This window comes from Neptunicella sp., assembly GCF_048268085.1.
In the GTDB taxonomy this organism is placed as follows: domain Bacteria; phylum Pseudomonadota; class Gammaproteobacteria; order Enterobacterales; family Alteromonadaceae; genus Neptunicella.
Window position 1 is genome coordinate 1 of sequence record NZ_JBLWWF010000018.1, and the last position, 17509, is coordinate 17509.

General features: G+C 43.8%; 18 protein-coding genes. 14 read left to right on the top strand and 4 right to left on the bottom strand.

The window, feature by feature from the left end:
* Window positions 1–284: 284 nt before the first annotated feature.
* The 4 genes from ACTD55_RS14250 to ACTD55_RS14265 form a co-directional block, all read right to left on the bottom strand.
* Window positions 285–1247, bottom strand: a complete 963-nt coding sequence (locus ACTD55_RS14250; RefSeq protein WP_438865006.1) for a hypothetical protein — start codon at window positions 1245–1247, stop codon at window positions 285–287.
* Between the two features lie 291 nt (window positions 1248–1538).
* Window positions 1539–1874 carry a transposase gene (locus ACTD55_RS14255; RefSeq protein WP_438865007.1) on the bottom strand — a complete coding sequence of 112 codons (336 nt, stop codon included), beginning with the start codon at window positions 1872–1874 and terminating at the stop codon, window positions 1539–1541.
* Between the two features lie 108 nt (window positions 1875–1982).
* The gene (locus ACTD55_RS14260; RefSeq protein ID WP_438865008.1) at window positions 1983–2180 is read right to left on the bottom strand and encodes a transposase; all 198 of its coding nucleotides are present in this window, start codon (window positions 2178–2180) and stop codon (window positions 1983–1985) included.
* Between the two features lie 303 nt (window positions 2181–2483).
* On the bottom strand, window positions 2484–3071 hold the full coding sequence (locus tag ACTD55_RS14265) for a PEP-CTERM sorting domain-containing protein (RefSeq protein WP_438865009.1): 588 nt from the start codon (window positions 3069–3071) through the stop codon (window positions 2484–2486).
* A gap of 517 nt (window positions 3072–3588) precedes the next feature.
* Here ACTD55_RS14265 and leuS point away from each other — a divergent pair.
* The 14 genes from leuS to lipA all read left to right on the top strand — a co-directional run bounded on the left by leuS (window position 3589) and on the right by lipA (window position 17495).
* On the top strand, window positions 3589–6174 hold the full coding sequence (gene leuS / locus ACTD55_RS14270) for a leucine--tRNA ligase (protein ID WP_438865010.1): 2586 nt from the start codon (window positions 3589–3591) through the stop codon (window positions 6172–6174).
* Window positions 6175–6678, top strand: coding sequence for an LPS-assembly lipoprotein LptE (locus ACTD55_RS14275; protein WP_438865011.1), 504 nt, complete (start codon window positions 6175–6177; stop codon window positions 6676–6678).
* Window positions 6678–7709, top strand: a complete 1032-nt coding sequence (gene holA, locus ACTD55_RS14280; RefSeq protein WP_438865012.1) for a DNA polymerase III subunit delta — start codon at window positions 6678–6680, stop codon at window positions 7707–7709. The genes ACTD55_RS14275 and holA overlap by 1 nt, the downstream gene beginning before the upstream one ends.
* A gap of 36 nt (window positions 7710–7745) precedes the next feature.
* Window positions 7746–8381, top strand: a complete 636-nt coding sequence (gene nadD / locus ACTD55_RS14285) for a nicotinate-nucleotide adenylyltransferase (RefSeq protein WP_438865013.1) — start codon at window positions 7746–7748, stop codon at window positions 8379–8381.
* Between the two features lie 63 nt (window positions 8382–8444).
* Window positions 8445–8762, top strand: coding sequence for a ribosome silencing factor (gene rsfS / locus ACTD55_RS14290; protein WP_438865014.1), 318 nt, complete (start codon window positions 8445–8447; stop codon window positions 8760–8762).
* A 23-nt stretch (window positions 8763–8785) separates the two neighbouring features.
* Window positions 8786–9256, top strand: coding sequence for a 23S rRNA (pseudouridine(1915)-N(3))-methyltransferase RlmH (gene rlmH, locus ACTD55_RS14295; protein ID WP_438865015.1), 471 nt, complete (start codon window positions 8786–8788; stop codon window positions 9254–9256).
* 10 nt (window positions 9257–9266) lie between these two features.
* On the top strand, window positions 9267–11162 hold the full coding sequence (gene mrdA, locus ACTD55_RS14300; protein WP_438865016.1) for a penicillin-binding protein 2: 1896 nt from the start codon (window positions 9267–9269) through the stop codon (window positions 11160–11162).
* Window positions 11134–12252 (top strand): rod shape-determining protein RodA, encoded by a 1119-nt coding sequence (rodA, locus tag ACTD55_RS14305; protein ID WP_438865017.1) that lies wholly within the window; start codon window positions 11134–11136, stop codon window positions 12250–12252. Before mrdA ends, rodA begins: the two co-directional genes overlap by 29 nt.
* 19 nt (window positions 12253–12271) lie before the next feature.
* Window positions 12272–13273: a lytic murein transglycosylase B gene (mltB, locus tag ACTD55_RS14310; protein WP_438865018.1), complete on the top strand. Its 1002-nt coding sequence runs from the start codon at window positions 12272–12274 to the stop codon at window positions 13271–13273.
* Window positions 13270–14079, top strand: a complete 810-nt coding sequence (locus ACTD55_RS14315; RefSeq protein ID WP_438865019.1) for a septal ring lytic transglycosylase RlpA family protein — start codon at window positions 13270–13272, stop codon at window positions 14077–14079. Before mltB ends, ACTD55_RS14315 begins: the two co-directional genes overlap by 4 nt.
* Before the next feature lie 142 nt (window positions 14080–14221).
* The gene (locus tag ACTD55_RS14320) at window positions 14222–15391 is read left to right on the top strand and encodes a serine hydrolase (RefSeq protein ID WP_438865020.1); all 1170 of its coding nucleotides are present in this window, start codon (window positions 14222–14224) and stop codon (window positions 15389–15391) included.
* A gap of 209 nt (window positions 15392–15600) precedes the next feature.
* Complete coding sequence (gene ybeD, locus ACTD55_RS14325) at window positions 15601–15864, top strand: DUF493 family protein YbeD (protein WP_438865021.1); 264 nt, start codon at window positions 15601–15603, stop codon at window positions 15862–15864.
* Between the two features lie 91 nt (window positions 15865–15955).
* Window positions 15956–16540 (top strand): lipoyl(octanoyl) transferase LipB, encoded by a 585-nt coding sequence (gene lipB, locus ACTD55_RS14330; protein ID WP_438865094.1) that lies wholly within the window; start codon window positions 15956–15958, stop codon window positions 16538–16540.
* The gene (gene lipA, locus ACTD55_RS14335; protein ID WP_438865022.1) at window positions 16533–17495 is read left to right on the top strand and encodes a lipoyl synthase; all 963 of its coding nucleotides are present in this window, start codon (window positions 16533–16535) and stop codon (window positions 17493–17495) included. Before lipB ends, lipA begins: the two co-directional genes overlap by 8 nt.
* The last annotated feature ends 14 nt before the right edge of the window (window positions 17496–17509 follow it).

Genomic DNA, 17509 nt, shown 5'->3' on the forward strand with positions numbered 1-17509 from the left:
GTCTTCTCCTTTTGGGTTTGAGCACCTTCAGCTTAGTCAAAATGACTGGGCTGAGGGAGGAGGCTCAATGAGTATCATGTTGCTAAGCCGGACTATTGTTGCGTAGTTTTGTAGACTAACAATTTTTAGTCGCTACGCCTGCTATTGTTTAGATTATCAGTTCACTGTTGGCCACACTAAATGACTATTCACCCTGCTAGGTAGGGGCAGCTAGCGGATAATATCCAAAGGAGGAAACTGCGGGAGTCTATCAGGGATGTGTCGTTGATGGGTTACTGACTTATTTATAAAATCAACCCTTTGTCTTCTAGATGTTTCTTTAGTTCCTCTGCGACTTTGCCAGCCGCTTCTTTTATTGGCTCTGCTGCATTTATGCATGCTGCAAACTTTAACAAGCCCGAGGAGTAGGCGAAATCTAATAATTCTTCATCGCTTTTTCCCTCCAGTATTTTATGATTATCGGACATATTGCGCAGCGCAATACATACATCAAGGTTGGCAGCCATAATAGTTTTGAGTAAATTATCAAAAGAGCTTTTAACTTCATCTGGTAACAGCATTGAATTTCGCATTTGTTGGAGTCCATATACTTTTTGATGGTATGTGGATCCAAAGACAAACTCTGAAACCCATTCGTTTAACAAACCATTTTGTAATGCCATTTTTTTGTAAGACGTATATTCCATGTCAGTGTTATCAGGAAAATGGGGGGACATTGGCAATCCTAGTCTATTGTTTTCACCGCGAATGATTCCTTTAAGTGCCTCTTTTACATTATTGTTTTCTGTTCCTCTTTTATTGAGTATATCAAGGCATATTAGGGCTTGGTCTCTTCGAATGTTGCTGTTGATTATCTCGAAGTAGTTTAATTTACTGATCAAGTCATTATTACTAACTCCTGATACCTCTCTGTATATTTTCAGAATCTCTTCTAACTTAACCTTGAATACTTCATTTCTTTCACTGCTAAAAATGCTCAACTTTGCTTGGCAGTATGTTTTGTAAGTAGCAAACAAGACTCCAGTGTAAAATATAACAGTCGCTATGTTTCTCATGTCACTAGTTGTATATGACATGATTAGGTTCCATATTTTTTCACACATAGTATTGATTTCCTTAATGCCCTTTAGGGCATGCAACAAAGCGGTAGCTTTTTTACCAAGCTTAAGGACAGTGGGCAAGTTAATCCGCGCTTGAGTTATTGATTTATTTAGTCCGCTTTGGGCTTGAACCAGTTGAGCAACCACGTCAGCTTGTGGTCTACTGAAAGCCCCAAAGTGTTAATTTTAGTTTAAAAGATGAAAGATATTAAATGGATATACCTCACGTAGACTTAGTAAAAGGTGTTATCGGTTGTCAGGCTGTTGAAGTTTTACGAGAGATGTTCGAAAGTCTCAAGAAAATCTGGGGTCAGAAAATCTGGGGTCAGAGTAAACTTAAAATCTGAATAAAATCTGGTAAAATCTGGGGTCAGAGTAAACTTTAACCATTGTAAAATCTGGGGTCAGAGTAAACTTTAACCATTGTGTTGTTTTATTTTAAGCCGCCCCCATTTTTGCAGACTTAATTCTTCGGCCTGTTAATTCTTCAATCTGCTGTTTAAATATATCGGTACCAATGGCCATTCCTTTGTTAGTCGCTTGACGTATATCTTTTAGCTGTGCTCCTTCAACGTGTGACTTAAACAACGTCCGATAACTTTCTAGTCTTACACTTTTACTTTTAGCTAATCGGTTGTACTGTTCATGAGGCTTACACAGTGCAGACTCTTTACCCAACCCATTGATTTGATAACTTGACCACTTATATTCCGCTGGGTCATTTACCATGCCCGCCCTTACCGGATTTAATCCAATATAACGATACAAGTGCAATAGGTGATCTTCAGCTTGAACTAAACAAGATTTATATCGCCCCTGCCACAACGTACCAGTACGTTTGTATTGGTAATTAAAATACCTTACATACTGCCTGCCGAGGGATTACATCATTTTACCTATGCCATTTTCACTACGTGAGGTGCACAGTAAATGAACATGGTTCGTCATCAACACCCAAGCATGAATGTCTACTTGGGATTTCTGAGCATAGTCTTTTAACCAATTCACATAGCGAGCAAAATCTTGCTCGCTACCAAAGCAGACTTGGCGATTATTGCCTCTTTGGATGATATGTTGCACCACACCAATAGGATTAACTCGTGGAAGACGGGCTATTTACATAACCTTTTAAACTCTACATTCACAAACTATACTTTAGTTCAAAAGTTTACTCTGACCCCAGATGTTTACATTCATGGCGTAGGTTCATCAGTGATGTTTGGCGATTGATCTGATCATCAAATGCCATGAATGTTCCGCAATTTTTAACTATCTTTATGATTTACCTATATTATTTGTGGGGATACTTCAGACTCTGACCCCAGATGTTTCTTTAGTTCAAAAGTTTACTCTGACCCCAGATGTTTCTCTGACTCCAGATATTCAGATATTTACTGATATGTGTTTTCTGCGTCGATATAGAGCAATAACAATACATCCGATGCCAAATAATGTTACAGCTGACGGCTCTGGAACAACGTTTGCGTCAGTATTGTCAAACAGCGTTGTAGATACAAAGCCTGAATTCAAAAAGCGGAAAGGTGCATTTATTCCGCTACAGTCATTATTGCAGATGCCTTCAACCGTAAAGCCAGTTGGGTAAGGTGCGATGTCTATAGTGCCTCCCGCATTAGTTAGTGGAGCCGCAAATCCTAATGCTAACTCAATAGAGCCTGTAATGGCGTCACCAGTGAGGGATATTAAAGTGGTTGCGTCACCTGGAGATGTCGTGTTCACAAAATTAAATGTATTCCCTTCTCTGATTGCATCTGGTGTGGTGATCAGATTGATATTCGAATAGAGATTTAAATCGGCGTCATACATAAAAGAACCACTTGCACTTCCTCCGGAGTTGAAATTTGCTTCTTGAAGATACCAAATGATTGGAGTAGCAATTGTTAGAGGAGAAATGACACTTAATAGTATGACTAACGAAAATAAGTTTCGGACTTTTCTTAAATTTAACTTCATGACGAGAATTCCATAGGTTGGTAACAGATATTAATAAAGGCGATAAATATTCAGCTCAAATTAATCTGTTTAATTACCTCCTATCAACGACAAAGAGAGCAACTATCAAGCCAATGATAATAAGTTATTATTTATCAATACGTTACTATATTATTAAGTAATATTTAAATTAAAAAGTGTAAAAAAAACTGACAAGTTAATAAAATCTGGAGTCAGCTCAAAATTAATAGTAATCGCTCATTTATGCTGTTCACCCTAGCAGGATAGTAAGGCCGCTTTTGGCACATTCCAGCCCAATTTTGACCCATCGTTTAAGTCGCTCGCTGTCAACGAGATGATTTTGGTAACCCAACTGTCTATTTCCCGCCAATTCACCCCAATCGTGGCTAATCTGCTCATTGATTAACCAATAACGCAGGATAAGTGCCTTACACTATTGTGACTTACTAGGGCGCTAGGGTATTCTTAGGGATTATTATTTATTCTTTAATCCGACCGTTTTGGAAACCTAATTAAGATGGAAAAACAGTACAGCCCCCAGCAAATCGAAAAAGCCGTTCAGCAACACTGGGAACAAAATAAGGTTTTCAAAGCCGTTGAAGATGCCAGTAAAGAAAAATACTACTGTCTGTCGATGTTTCCGTATCCCAGTGGCCGCTTGCACATGGGGCACGTGCGTAATTACACCATTGGTGATGTGATCAGTCGTTACCAGCGTATGCAGGGCAAAAATGTTATGCAGCCCATGGGTTGGGATGCGTTTGGCCTACCCGCTGAAAATGCCGCCATTGCCAATCATACCGCGCCAGCTAATTGGACTTATTCCAATATTGACTACATGAAAAACCAGTTGAAATCGCTGGGTTTTGGTTATGACTGGGATCGCGAAGTTACTACCTGCAAGAAAGATTACTACCGTTGGGAGCAATGGTTTTTCACCCGTCTGTTTGAAAAAGGACTGGTATATAAAAAGAATTCCACCGTCAACTGGGATCCCGTCGATCACACCGTATTGGCCAATGAACAGGTTATCGATGGCCGTGGTTGGCGTTCAGGTGCATTGGTGGAGCAAAAAGAAATTCCCCAATGGTTTATTAAAATTACCGACTACGCAGAAGAACTGCTATCCGAATTAGATAACCTGCAAGAATGGCCTGAACAAGTCGTGGCCATGCAGAAAAACTGGATTGGCCGCTCCGAAGGGGTCGATATGACCTTTAGTTTGGCCAACAGTGACCAGACGTTTGATATTTATACTACCCGCCCGGACACGTTAATGGGCGTCACTTATGTGGCGTTAGCGGCACAGCATCCGTTGGCTTTGCAAGCGGCTAAAAATAATCCTGAGCTGGCCGCCTTTATTGATGAATGTAAAAACACCAAGGTCGCCGAAGCAGAACTGGCTACCATGGAGAAAAAAGGTTGTGCCACCGGTTTGACCGCCATCCATCCTTTAACCGGTGAAACCGTACCGGTGTGGGTCGCGAACTTTGTACTGATGAATTATGGCTCTGGTGCCGTAATGGCGGTGCCAGGACATGATCAACGCGACTGGGAATTTGCGACTAAATATGGCCTTGAGATTAAACAGGTGATTGCCCCAACTGATGGCGGTGAATGCGATCTGACTCAGGCAGCTTACACCGAAAAAGGTCAGTTAATTAACTCGGACGAATTTGACGGACTGGAATTCGACGCAGCATTTAACGCTATCTGCGCCAAGTTGATGGCTGAAGGAAAAGGCAAAAAATCGGTAAATTATCGATTGCGCGACTGGGGTGTTTCGCGCCAGCGTTACTGGGGCTCCCCTATTCCCATGTTGAATCTGGACAATGGTGAATCGGTGCCGGTTCCTGCTGAGCAACTCCCGGTAGAATTACCCGAAGATGTGGTAATGGACGGGGTTATTTCTCCTATTAAAGCGGATCCTGAATGGGCCAAAACCACTTTTAACGGTCAACCTGCCCTGCGCGAAACGGATACCTTTGACACCTTTATGGAATCAAGCTGGTATTACGCCCGTTATTGCTCAGCGCAAAATGATCAGGCCATGCTTGATCCGGCGCAAGCCAATTACTGGTTGCCGGTTGATCAGTATGTGGGCGGGATTGAACACGCTATTTTGCACCTGCTCTATTCCCGTTTCTTCCACAAGTTATTACGTGATGAAGGACTGGTTAGCAGCAACGAGCCATTTAAACGCCTGTTGTGTCAAGGCATGGTGTTAGCCGATTCTTACTATCGCACTGACGAGTCGGGCAAGACCACTTGGTATTCCCCTGCTGATGTAGCAGTAGAAAAAGATGATAAAGGCCGTGTTACCAAAGCGATTTTAACCACTGATGGTTTGGAAGTGACCCATGGCGGCATGACCAAAATGTCTAAATCGAAGAACAACGGTATCGATCCACAAAAAGTAATCGATCAGTATGGTGCCGACACGATCCGCTTGTTTACCATGTTTGCCGCGCCACCAGAACAAACGCTGGAATGGATTGATTCAGGAGTTGAAGGAGCTAATCGCTTTATCAAGCGTTTCTGGAAATTAGTTCAGGGCCATATTGCCTTAGGCGAGACTCAACCACTGGACGTTAATGCACTTTCTGCCGATCAAAAGGCCGTCCGTCGCGAAGTACATAAAACCATCGCCAAAGTCAGTGATGATATTGGTCGTCGCCAAACCTTTAATACGGCAATAGCAGCGGTGATGGAATTATTAAACCATTTACAAAAGGCCCCACAGGAAAACGAACAAGATAAAGCCTTAATGCGTGAAGCTGTCACCGCGCTTGTTCAATTGCTGACCCCCGTTACCCCCCATGTTTGTCATGTATTGTGGCAGGACTTGGGCCACAACACCGATGTGGAATTGTCCGGATGGCCGGAAGCCGACCCCGCTGCATTAGTAGAAGATGAAAAATTGGTAGTGGTGCAAGTTAACGGAAAATTGCGTGCTAAGATTACCGTCGCTGCCGATGCCTCAGCGGAGGCCGTACAACAACAAGCCTTGGCTGAAGAAAATGTACAGCAATTTACCGACGGTAAAACCATCCGTAAAGTTATCTACGTACCGGGTAAACTGGTTAATATTGTGGCCAATTAAATGACTGACTTTCGTGTTTTGTTGCTCGCCGTTTGCCTCACCCTTAGCGGGTGTGGCTTTAAGCTACGCGGTACTAATACGTTGCCTGCCGGTTTACATACCATTCAATTACAGTCGAGCAGTCAATACGATCCTTTATATCGGGCGGTTAAAACACAATTGGAAAATCATCAAGTCAAGGTCACCGATCCACAAGACCCGAGCTTGCCGATTATTAAATTGGTTAAAGATAATCTGGAACGTCGATTATTGTCTTTGTTTGCGACCGGTCAGGTTGCTGAGTACGAATTGGTTTATACCGTCACTTATATGTTGCTATTGCCCGATGCCGAACAAGGTGAATTAATCGAGTTCGATATTGTCAGGGAATATCAAGACGATCCCAATGCGGTACTGGCTAAATCCAGAGAGCTTGAACTGGTGTTAAATGAAATGCGCCAACAGGCAGCGGACAAAATATTACGTCAGTTAGCCAATCGCAGCCTGCAAAATACGGCTGGTTAATGCAAGTTTATCCCAACCGTTTTGCAGAACACCTAAATGGGCAGCTAAAGCCTTTTTACCTAATTTTTGGCGATGAACCGCAACAAAAAATCGAAGCGATTGAACAATTACGTCACGCTGCACGTCAGCAAGGCTTTGATGAACGTCAATCACTGCAAGTCGATAGTCAGTTTCAATGGCATAGCCTGATTGAAGCCAGTCAATCCATGTCGCTGTTTTCCAGCCGCCAAATGATTGAACTGGAATTGCCTAGCGGCAAACCCGGTACTGAAGGCAGCAAAACCCTGGTCACGGTGGCTGAACATACCAATCCCGATACGATAATAGTATTGCATGGCGATAAAATTGGCCGTGATGTGCAAAACAGTAAATGGTTTAAAACCTTGGATAAACAAGGGGTTTATGTTCCTTGTTATCCGGTTGAAGGACGCCAGTTACAACAATGGATAGCCAATCGATTGCGTCTGCGGCAAATCCATACCAGTGCCGAAGCCATCGCCCTGCTAGCCGAGCATTGTGAAGGTAATTTACTCGCCGCCCAGCAGGAAATAGATAAGTTACCGTTACTGTTTCCGGACGGACAAATCGACTTTAAACAACTACAACAGGCTATTGGCGATCACGCCCGTTTCAATGTGTTTCAGTTGGTTGATGTGTTGTTATCCGGTGATATTAACAAAACCATCAAAATGCTGTATCGCCTGGAAAGTGAAGGCATTGAGCCGGTCGTGGTCCTATGGGCGCTAACCCGTGAATGGCAAACCTTGTATGAGCTTAAATTTGCCCAACAGCAAGGACAGAGTCTTTCCCAGTTATACAAAACCATGCGCATTTGGCAAAGTCGCCAATCACTTTATTCCGCAGCATTACAGCGTTTATCGTTATCAGATATAGAGTTAATGCAACCCAAATTGGCGGCACTGGATCAAGGTTTAAAACAAAGTGCCATTGCCCGCCCGTTTGTCGAACTGAGTCATTTATGCCTGCTATTTATGCCCATGCCATTAGCCCAAATTCAGCTGGATTATTAACCATGTTGGACAGGCAATAATGCAAGTTGACTACCAATGATTGGCATATTTGGCGGTACTTTTGATCCCATTCACAAAGGTCATTTGCAGCCGGTAGAACAGGCTGCTCGACAACTCGCCATGCAACAAGTGCATGTTCTGCCTTGTCATATTCCTCCCCATCGTCAAACACCTGCGGTGAATGCGGCACATCGCCTACGCATGGTTCAGCTGGCTTGCCAGCAATATCCCCAGTTTATTGCCGATGATCGGGAATTAAATCGGACGACGCCTTCTTACTCGTTTGATACCTTGACTGAATTTCGTCAACAATATCCCCAGCAGCCGTTGGGTTTTATTATGGGGATGGATGCTTTTAATCATTTCGATAGCTGGCATCGGTGGCAGGATATTGTTGGTTTGAGTCACTTAATTGTTTGTCAGCGTCCCGGCTATAAAATGCAACTTAACTCAAATCTGGATGCACTGGTTACGCAGCATGGCAATCAGGATGTGGATGCGTTACATCGCCGTCCTAGCGGTGTGATTTATTTTGCCAAGGTAGCGCTTATCGATATATCAGCCACCGAAATTCGCCAACAACTTTATTTAGGCCAATCAGCCAACCACATGTTGTATGACAATGTAGCTGAATATATCCGCCAACAAGGGTTATACAGTCATGGTGTGTAATTACCAGATCGTGATAAACTTACCTCTGTATTGTTTATTAAACCTGTCTAAAGGATAAATCTGTTGGATAACGCACAACTGACCCAGTTTGTCATAGAAAAAATTGAAGATCTAAAAGCACGCGACATCGTACAACTCGATGTCACCAACAAATCGACCGTTACCGATTGTATGATTGTTTGCTCCGGTAACTCTAAGCGTCATGTTGTTTCCATCGCAGAAAATGTTATTACCGAGGCCAAACAGGCTGGTGAAGCCCCGCTTGGCGTAGAAGGTCAAGATACCGGCGAATGGGTTTTAGTGGATATGGGAAATGTGGTACTGCATGTCATGCAAGATGACACCCGCGATTTCTACCAACTTGAAAAACTATGGGGCTAATCGCCCCTGTTTAACTTAACATCATGCGTATTCAAATCATTGCAGTGGGCAGTAAAATGCCCAGTTGGGTTGAACAAGGCTATCAGGAATACGCTCGTCGCCTGAATGCCGATGTTGTGTTGCAACTAACCGAAATTCCTGCCGGAAAACGAGGTAAAAACGCTGACATCACCCGTATATTGCATAAAGAAGGACAGCAAATGCTGGCGGCAATCCCCAAAGGGAACCGTGTCGTCACCCTGGAAGTGACCGGCAAACCGTGGACCACTCCCACATTAGCTAAAAATATGGCCGATTGGTTAATGGATGGCCGGGATGTCAGCCTGTTAATTGGTGGCCCGGAAGGCCTAGCCCCGGAATGTATCGCTATCGCGGAACAAAAGTGGTCATTGTCGGCTCTAACCCTTCCACATCCACTAGTCAGAATTGTGCTGGCAGAAAGTTTGTATCGGGGTTGGTCATTAAATAATAATCACCCCTATCACAGAGAATAGGTTGTCATTGGTGGCGTCAAAAAGAATAACAATAAGAGACCACACCGCAGAAGCGAATTTATTTGCCCGGCGTTCCGTCATCGCATTACTGATTATCTTTATTGCCTTAGGCGTATTAATCAGTAATTTATATTATCTGCAAGTTACCCGCTTTGAAGATTACCAAACCCGTTCAAACGGTAACCGTATTAAAGTCCTTCCGGTGGCGCCCAATCGCGGTTTGATCTATGACCGTAACGGTGAACTGCTGGCCGATAACAAACCCGTGTTTCGTCTTGAAGTCGTCCCTGAGCAAAGTGCCGATCTGCAAAAGGTAGTCAGTGAATTAACCACCTTATTAAATATTGACGATGATGATATCGAAAGCTTTCAAAAAGATCTGAAAGGACAACGACGCTTTAAGCCTGTCGCCTTGATTAATAATATGACACAAGAGCAAGTCGCATTATTTTCCGTCAACCAGTTTAAATATCCGGGTATCAGTGTCGAAGCACGTTTGAAGCGTTACTATCCCTATGGTGATACGCTGACTCACGCATTAGGTTATGTGGCCAAAATTAATAAACGAGACTTACAAAAACTCGCTGAATCCGGTCAGGATGCCAACTATGCGGCGACTTATGATATTGGTAAGCAAGGCGTTGAAAAATTTCATGAAACCCTGTTACATGGTGAAGTGGGTTATCAGGAAGTAGAAGTTAACAGTCAGGGACGAATTATTCGCACCTTGAAATTCCAGCCGCCCGTTCCCGGTACCGATATTATTCTGAATATCGATGTAAAAATGCAGCAAGTCGCCCAACAAGCGTTGGGAGAAAATAGTGGTTCAGTGGTCGTGATTGATCCCCGTGATGGCGGTGTATTAGCGCTATACAGTAATCCCAGTTACGACCCTAACCTGTTTGTACATGGAATCAGCAGTAAAGATTATAACCGCCTGCTTAATGATCCTAATCGGCCTTTAATAAATCGCGCCACACAAGGTCAATACCCGCCCGCTTCAACAGTAAAACCCATGTTAGCCTTAGCCGGATTAAATGAAGGCGTGATTACCGATACCAGTCGGGTTTATGATCCGGGCAGTTATCAGCTAAAAAATGGTCCCCGTACCTGGCGTGACTGGCTGCCTTGGGGACATGGCTGGGTCAATGTGACCAAGGCGATTGAAGTCTCTTGCGATACGTTTTTTTACGATCTGGCGTACAAACTGGGCATAGACCGGATTAGTGAAGCGATGAATAAATTTGGTTTTGGTGAATATACTGGCATCGATTTATACGAAGAATCCGATGCGAATATGCCAAGCCGAGGCTGGAAACGGGCACGTTATAATAAGCCTTGGTATATCGGTGATACTATCCCGGTGGGAATTGGTCAGGGTTACTGGACTGCAACGCCACTGCAATTGACGCTCTCGGTGACAACCATGGTCGATCATGGTCACTCCTATGTCCCACAGATCATTCGGGGCTATAAAAATGATGACGATGATGCGATGTACCCCCCTAAAGAAAATATGCCATTTCTGGTTAAAGATGATAAATACTGGGACACCGTACTCGATGCCATGTATGGCGTAGTGAATCGGGTGGGTGGAACTGGCTACAAGGCCTTTGCCAAAACCCATTATGTTTCTGCCGGTAAAACCGGTACCGCCCAGTTGATTGGCATCGCAGAAGATGAAAAATACGATGCTGAGAAAATCGCAGCCCATTTACGTGATAACGCCATGTATATTGGTTTTGCCCCCTATCAGAATCCCGAATTAGCCCTGACCATTGTGGTGGAAAATGCCGGTCATGGTGGTTCACAAGCGGCACCGGTAGCCCGTGCGGTAATGGATTATTATTTCCCCAAACCAGAAGACGAGACGGATAATGCTACGCAACACTCTCAATCCAGATAAGCGCTCTACGCTAGGACGGCTGCATATTGACGGTCTGTTATTAACTGGCCTGGTAATTTTAATGACCGTCGGGTTATTCGTGATTTATTCGGCCGGTGGACAAGATATCGAGCTTATCTATCGTCAACTTATTCGCCTTGGCTTTGCCTTGTTGGTCATGTTTGCCTTGGCACAAATTCCGCCCATGGCCTATCGACGGGTATCCATTTATTTTTATCTGATCGGTATTGCCATGTTGGTAGCAGTATTGGTGATTGGTACCATTGGTAAAGGCGCACAACGCTGGCTGGATTTAGGCTTTATGCGTTTTCAACCATCTGAAATAATGAAACTTGCCGTGCCAATGATGGTGGCCTGGTATATTAGCCGTTATAACCTCCCGCCTAAACTGCGACATGTATTTATCGCTTTTGTACTGGTGACTATTCCTACTCTGTTAATTGCTAAACAGCCTGACTTGGGCACCTCATTACTGATTGCCAGTTCCGGTATTTTTGTGATTTTTTTAGCCGGCATGAGCTGGAAAATTATCGCCACGTTAGTTGCAATGGGTTCAGCATTTGCGCCCATCATGTGGTTTTTCCTGATGCAGGATTATCAGAAACAGCGGGTACTGACCTTCCTGCATCCTGAAAGTGATCCACTCAATACCGGCTACCATATTATTCAATCACAAATTGCGATTGGTTCTGGTGGATTGCAAGGCAAAGGCTGGCTGCACGGCACCCAATCACAGCTTGAGTTTTTACCCGAACGTCACACCGACTTTATTTTTTCGGTATTCAGTGAAGAATTCGGATTAGTCGGTATTATGCTGCTACTGACCATTTACTTATTTATTATTGTGCGTGGCATGATTATCGCCATGCGCGCCCAGGACGCTTACAGCAAGTTATTGGCCGGTAGTATCACCTTGACCTTTTTTGTCTATGTGTTCGTTAATATGGGCATGGTATCCGGGATTTTACCCGTAGTGGGTGTTCCGCTGCCGCTAGTCAGTTATGGTGGAACATCGATGGTAACCTTGTTGGCCGGTTTTGGTATTTTAATGGCGATTGGCACGCAAAAACGCTTACTATCCAGAGAGTAAACAGGATCACAATTACACTATGCAACCAGCATTAAAATATGGGTTTATTGGCTTGCTATTGTTCACCGCAGCGCAATCATTAGCTAATCCAACCCCGGCAGAAAAAACAGCCACGTCTGAACAACAGGCGTTTATCACCAAGATGGTTACCTCGCATCAATTTGATGCCGACAAACTCGCCTCCTTATTGCAACGGGCCAACAAACAACAAGGTATTATTGATAAGATAAAACGCCCCTGGGAAGCCAAACCCTGGTATCAATATGCACCGTTATTTTTAACCGATAAACGACGTGATGCGGGTGTCGAATTCTGGCAAAAACATGCCAGTATCTTGCAACAGGCTGAACAACAAACTGGCGTCCCCGCCGAAATCATAGTGGCTATCATTGGCGTAGAAACCAATTTTGGTACCCATTTAGGTCAATATTCGGTGCTGGACTCACTATACACCTTGGGATTTTATTATCCGGCTCGAAGCCGCTTTTTTCGCTCTGAACTAGAACAGTTTTTATTGTTATGCCGCGAAGAAAAATTTGACCCCACACAAATTAAAGGCTCCTATGCGGGCGCCATGGGTTGGGGACAATTTATTGCATCCAGTTACCGCCATTACGCGCTGGATTTTGATCAGGACAATATTCGTGATTTATTCAATAACCCTGCCGATGCGATTGGAAGCGTGGCTAATTACTTTCGCAAAAATGGCTGGCAGCGCAATCAACCAGTAGCTTTTAAAGCCAACTTGGCGAACAATGATATTGGCGCTTTATTATCAAACTCGTTAAAACCCAAGCACCAATGGCAACAATTACGTCAACAAGGTATTAGTGTCGAGCAAGATTTAGCGCCAGATAGCAAGGTAAAGCTGCTGGAATTTGAGTTGGATAAAGGCCATGAATATTGGGTGGGACTCAACAACTTTTATACCATTACCCGCTATAATCACAGCCCACTTTACGCCATGGCTGTTTATCAATTAAGTCAGCAAATTAAACAACAGAGACAAAAGCAGATATGAAATTAGGCCTGCTACTGTTATTGGTAACCATTATGGCTGGCTGTGCCAGTAATTACGGTCGCTATTATCAGCGTAATGATTCTGCGCCTCATTCACTGCCGGATAACATTTCCCTGTCTGATGCGGTTCCTCGCTACGAGGCGCATTATCCAGCCAGTTTGCGTCAATACAGTGTTTTAGGTAAAACCTATACCCCAATGAATAGTGAGCAAGCCAAGCGCTATTCTGCCACTGGACAAGCCTCATGGTACGGGCAAAAGTTTCACGGCCATTTAACCGCCAATGGTGAAACTTATGATATGTATCAAATGTCTGCAGCACATAAAACTTTGCCATTACCCAGCTATGCGCGGATCACGAATTTAGCCAATAACAAACAAGTCATTGTACGCATTAATGACAGAGGCCCCTTTCACGGTCACCGCTTGCTTGATATGTCCTATGCGGCGGCTAAGAAACTGGATATGCTCAAGCATGGCGTAGCGGATATTCGGCTAGATGTTATCACTGTCGATCAACAGGGTAATATGCTGGTGGCAGGTAAACCGCTTGCCTCTAAAACCACTAATAAAAATGATAAAGCCTTATATATTCAGGTTGCGGCGCTACAAGACAGTAAACGAATTAATCAAATTGCCAAAGGGCTGACCCAATTGTATCAAGTGGCAGCACAAACCCCGACAGAAAATGGTTTATTTCGATTGCGTCTTGGCCCATTAACTGATGAAAAATCAGCCAATGATTTGCTCCAACGTTTGAAAAAAGAAGGCTATCCAAACGCATTTACGTTGTACGCTCCGGAATAAATCCACATTAAAACCAAACTTTTTGCCAAAGCAGTAGTCTTATTGAAAAAAATCGCTCACTAAGCCTCATATTTATAGTTAAAAATGATATATTGTGGCGCGTTCAAACTATCTCATTCACCAATTCACATATGGAAGAATAATGCTCAAAATAAAACCTCTTCTCGCTAAATTCATTGTGCCAGCGATTTTGCTTGTTACCAGTATTCACTCACAAGCAGTGATTATTCCGCCTTCTCCTACTATTAACGCAAAGGGTTATATTTTACTTGATGCAACTACGGGTACCGTAATTGCAGAACAAAATGCTGATATTCAGTTAGCTCCTGCCAGCTTAACCAAGATGATGACTAGCTATATCATTGGTGACGAAATTAAAAACGGCCGCATCAAAGGCACTGATTTAGTCACCATATCTGAAAATGCCTGGGCAAAAAACTTCCCCGATTCATCAAAAATGTTTATTGAGGTAGGCTCAAAAATACCGGTTAACATGCTTAATCAAGGCATTATTGTGCAATCAGGTAATGATGCTTGTGTGGCGATGGCCGAGCACATTGCAGGCAGTGAAAGTGCATTTGCCGATATGATGAATGCGTATGCCGAAAAACTAGGCATGTCAGCGAGTCATTTTGTCAACAGCCATGGCCTGGATGATCCTGATCACTATACAACGCCGCGCGATATGTCCACATTAGCCCGTCATTTAGTCGCAGACTTACCAAACGAATATAAAATTTATAGCGAGAAAGAATTTACCTACAACGACATTAAGCAATATAACCGCAATAGCCTGTTATGGGATAAAAGTCTGAATGTAGACGGTATCAAAACCGGCCATACGTCTGGTGCAGGCTACAGTCTGGTGTCATCAGCCTCTCAAGGTGATATGCGTTTAATTGCAGTCGTTATGGGCACCGAAAGTGAACGGGCACGTAAGATTGAAAATAAAAAGTTGCTAAAATACGGCTTCCGTTACTACGAAACCATTGTGCCTTATGCCGCAGGTGAAAGCTTTGTATCACAACGTATCTACATGGGTGATAAAGATATCGTCGATTTGGGTATTATGAACGATACACCGATTACCATTCCTCGTGGTCAGCGCAAAAACCTGAAAGCCAACTTCAAACTGGATAAAAAACTTGAAGCACCAATTGCTAAAGGTGAAGTGGTGGGTACATTGCATTTACAACTGGAAGGTGAAGAAATTGCCGAATATCCGCTGGTAGCATTGCAAGAAGTTCAGGAAGGCGGTTTCTTCTCACGTATCATGGATTACATAAAACTCCAGCTTGGCTTGGGTGAATAACCCATTTACGCCACTCGTCATTAAACAATAAAAGAGCCAATTGGCTCTTTTATTGTTTTAGCCCCTGTATCAGGGCACTTGTTAAAAGTTCGTTATATGCTGCTATTCCAGCCTTACAGCTGTCATTCAGCTAAACTCGTTTAAGCATACAATTTAGCTAAATTACCAGTTATAATCCGCGCCTGAATTTAACTGATGGAGAATTGCAATTGGATACCCATTTTGACCAACTATTGGAATTCCCTTGCTTCCAGACATTCAAAGTGATGGGCGTTGCCCATGAAAGGTTGCCCGATGATGTCATTGGTTGCTTACAAACTCATGCGCCTGGCGACTATAATCCGACCATAAAACCCAGTCCCAAGGGCAACTACCACTCTGTATCCGTTAGTGTACGAGTCACCAGTAAAGAGCATATGGAACTGATTTATACTGAGCTGGCCGGCCTTGAGTTGGTTCGGGTTGTACTGTGATCAATAAACGCTTTTGACTACTCAATCGATAAACCAGCACATTATTGTTCGCCAGTTAGGCCAGCAAGACTATTTACCTATCTGGCAGGCCATGCAACGCTTTACCGATCAGCGTGATGAATCCAGCCCGGATGAAATCTGGTTAGTAGAGCATCATCCCGTATTTACTCAGGGTCAGGCGGGTAAGGAAGAGCATCTGTTAGCACCGGGAGATATTCCGGTGGTTAAAGTGGATCGTGGCGGTCAGGTGACCTACCACGGCCATGGTCAGCAAATGCTGTATGTATTATTAAATATAAAACGCCGAAAATTAGGGGTGCGTCAACTCGTTACCGAGTTGGAAAATAGTATCGTGAATTTACTCCATCCCTATCAAATAGAGGCTTATCCCAAAGCGGATGCGCCTGGTGTTTATGTCGGTGAGCAGAAAATCTGTTCGATTGGACTCAGGATCCGCAAAGGCTGCTCATTTCATGGATTAGCTCTGAATGTTAATATGGATCTAAGCCCATTTTTACGGATCAACCCTTGTGGATATGCGGGATTAAGTATGACAGACTGCCGCACCCAAGGTGGACCACAAACGATGCAAGAAGCATCGGATAAACTGGTTCAACAATTCTGTCAGCAGTTATCCATTACGCAAATTGATTTTCGGGAAGGATTTGATGAGTAAAGTACGTGTACAAGCCGGTGAAAAACTTCGTGATGAACGAAAAGTAGAGCATATACCTGTCACTATCGTTCCCACTGAACGAGAGCAGATGCTGCGCAAACCGGAATGGATAAAAATCAAATTGCCGGCACAAACAGAGCGCATCGATCATATCAAGGCTACGTTACGTAAAAACAAACTGCATTCGGTTTGTGAAGAAGCCTCCTGCCCTAATCTGGCTGAATGTTTCAACCATGGCACCGCGACCTTTATGATTCTTGGTGATATCTGTACCCGACGTTGCCCATTTTGTGATGTCGCCCACGGGAAACCTCTTCCCCCCAGTGCAGAAGAACCAGAGAAGCTGGCCAAAACCATTGCAGAAATGCGTCTTAAATATGTGGTTATAACCTCTGTGGATCGGGATGATCTGCGCGACGGTGGCGCACAACACTTTGTGGATTGTATCAATGCTATTCGTGAGCATAGTCCAGCGACTAAAATTGAAGTATTAGTGCCTGATTTTCGCGGTCGAATGGACAGAGCATTAGAAATCTTCAAGCAGGGTGTGCCGGATGTGTTTAACCATAATCTGGAAACGATCCCGAGTTTGTACCGTGAATGTCGTCCCGGCGCGAACTACAAGTGGTCATTGGAATTACTGCAAAAATTCAAGCAGCAACATCCCGACATTCCCACCAAATCAGGCTTAATGATGGGTATGGGTGAAAACAAGGAAGAAATGTTGCAAGTATTAAAAGACTTACGCGAGCACGACGTGGATATGTTGACCTTAGGCCAATATCTACAACCTAGCCGCCATCATTATCCGGTAAAACGTTATGTTCATCCTGACGAGTTTGATGAACTTAGAGTACAAGCTGAACAATTAGGCTTTACTCACGCCGCCTGTGGTCCGTTAGTCCGCTCCAGCTATCATGCTGATAAACAAGCCGCTGGCGAAGAAGTAAAATAAATCGAGATCGTCTC

Coding starts and splice junctions, on each gene's coding strand:
- mltB (WP_438865018.1), top strand. CDS start 12,272: ATGCAACCAGCATTAAAATATGGGTTTATTGGCTTGCTATTGTTCACC.
- ACTD55_RS14265 (WP_438865009.1), bottom strand. CDS start 3,071: ATGAAGTTAAATTTAAGAAAAGTCCGAAACTTATTTTCGTTAGTCATA.
- nadD (WP_438865013.1), top strand. CDS start 7,746: ATGATTGGCATATTTGGCGGTACTTTTGATCCCATTCACAAAGGTCAT.
- ACTD55_RS14315 (WP_438865019.1), top strand. CDS start 13,270: ATGAAATTAGGCCTGCTACTGTTATTGGTAACCATTATGGCTGGCTGT.
- holA (WP_438865012.1), top strand. CDS start 6,678: ATGCAAGTTTATCCCAACCGTTTTGCAGAACACCTAAATGGGCAGCTA.
- rlmH (WP_438865015.1), top strand. CDS start 8,786: ATGCGTATTCAAATCATTGCAGTGGGCAGTAAAATGCCCAGTTGGGTT.
- lipB (WP_438865094.1), top strand. CDS start 15,956: ATGCAACGCTTTACCGATCAGCGTGATGAATCCAGCCCGGATGAAATC.
- rodA (WP_438865017.1), top strand. CDS start 11,134: ATGCTACGCAACACTCTCAATCCAGATAAGCGCTCTACGCTAGGACGG.
- leuS (WP_438865010.1), top strand. CDS start 3,589: ATGGAAAAACAGTACAGCCCCCAGCAAATCGAAAAAGCCGTTCAGCAA.
- ACTD55_RS14320 (WP_438865020.1), top strand. CDS start 14,222: ATGCTCAAAATAAAACCTCTTCTCGCTAAATTCATTGTGCCAGCGATT.
- lipA (WP_438865022.1), top strand. CDS start 16,533: ATGAGTAAAGTACGTGTACAAGCCGGTGAAAAACTTCGTGATGAACGA.
- ACTD55_RS14275 (WP_438865011.1), top strand. CDS start 6,175: ATGACTGACTTTCGTGTTTTGTTGCTCGCCGTTTGCCTCACCCTTAGC.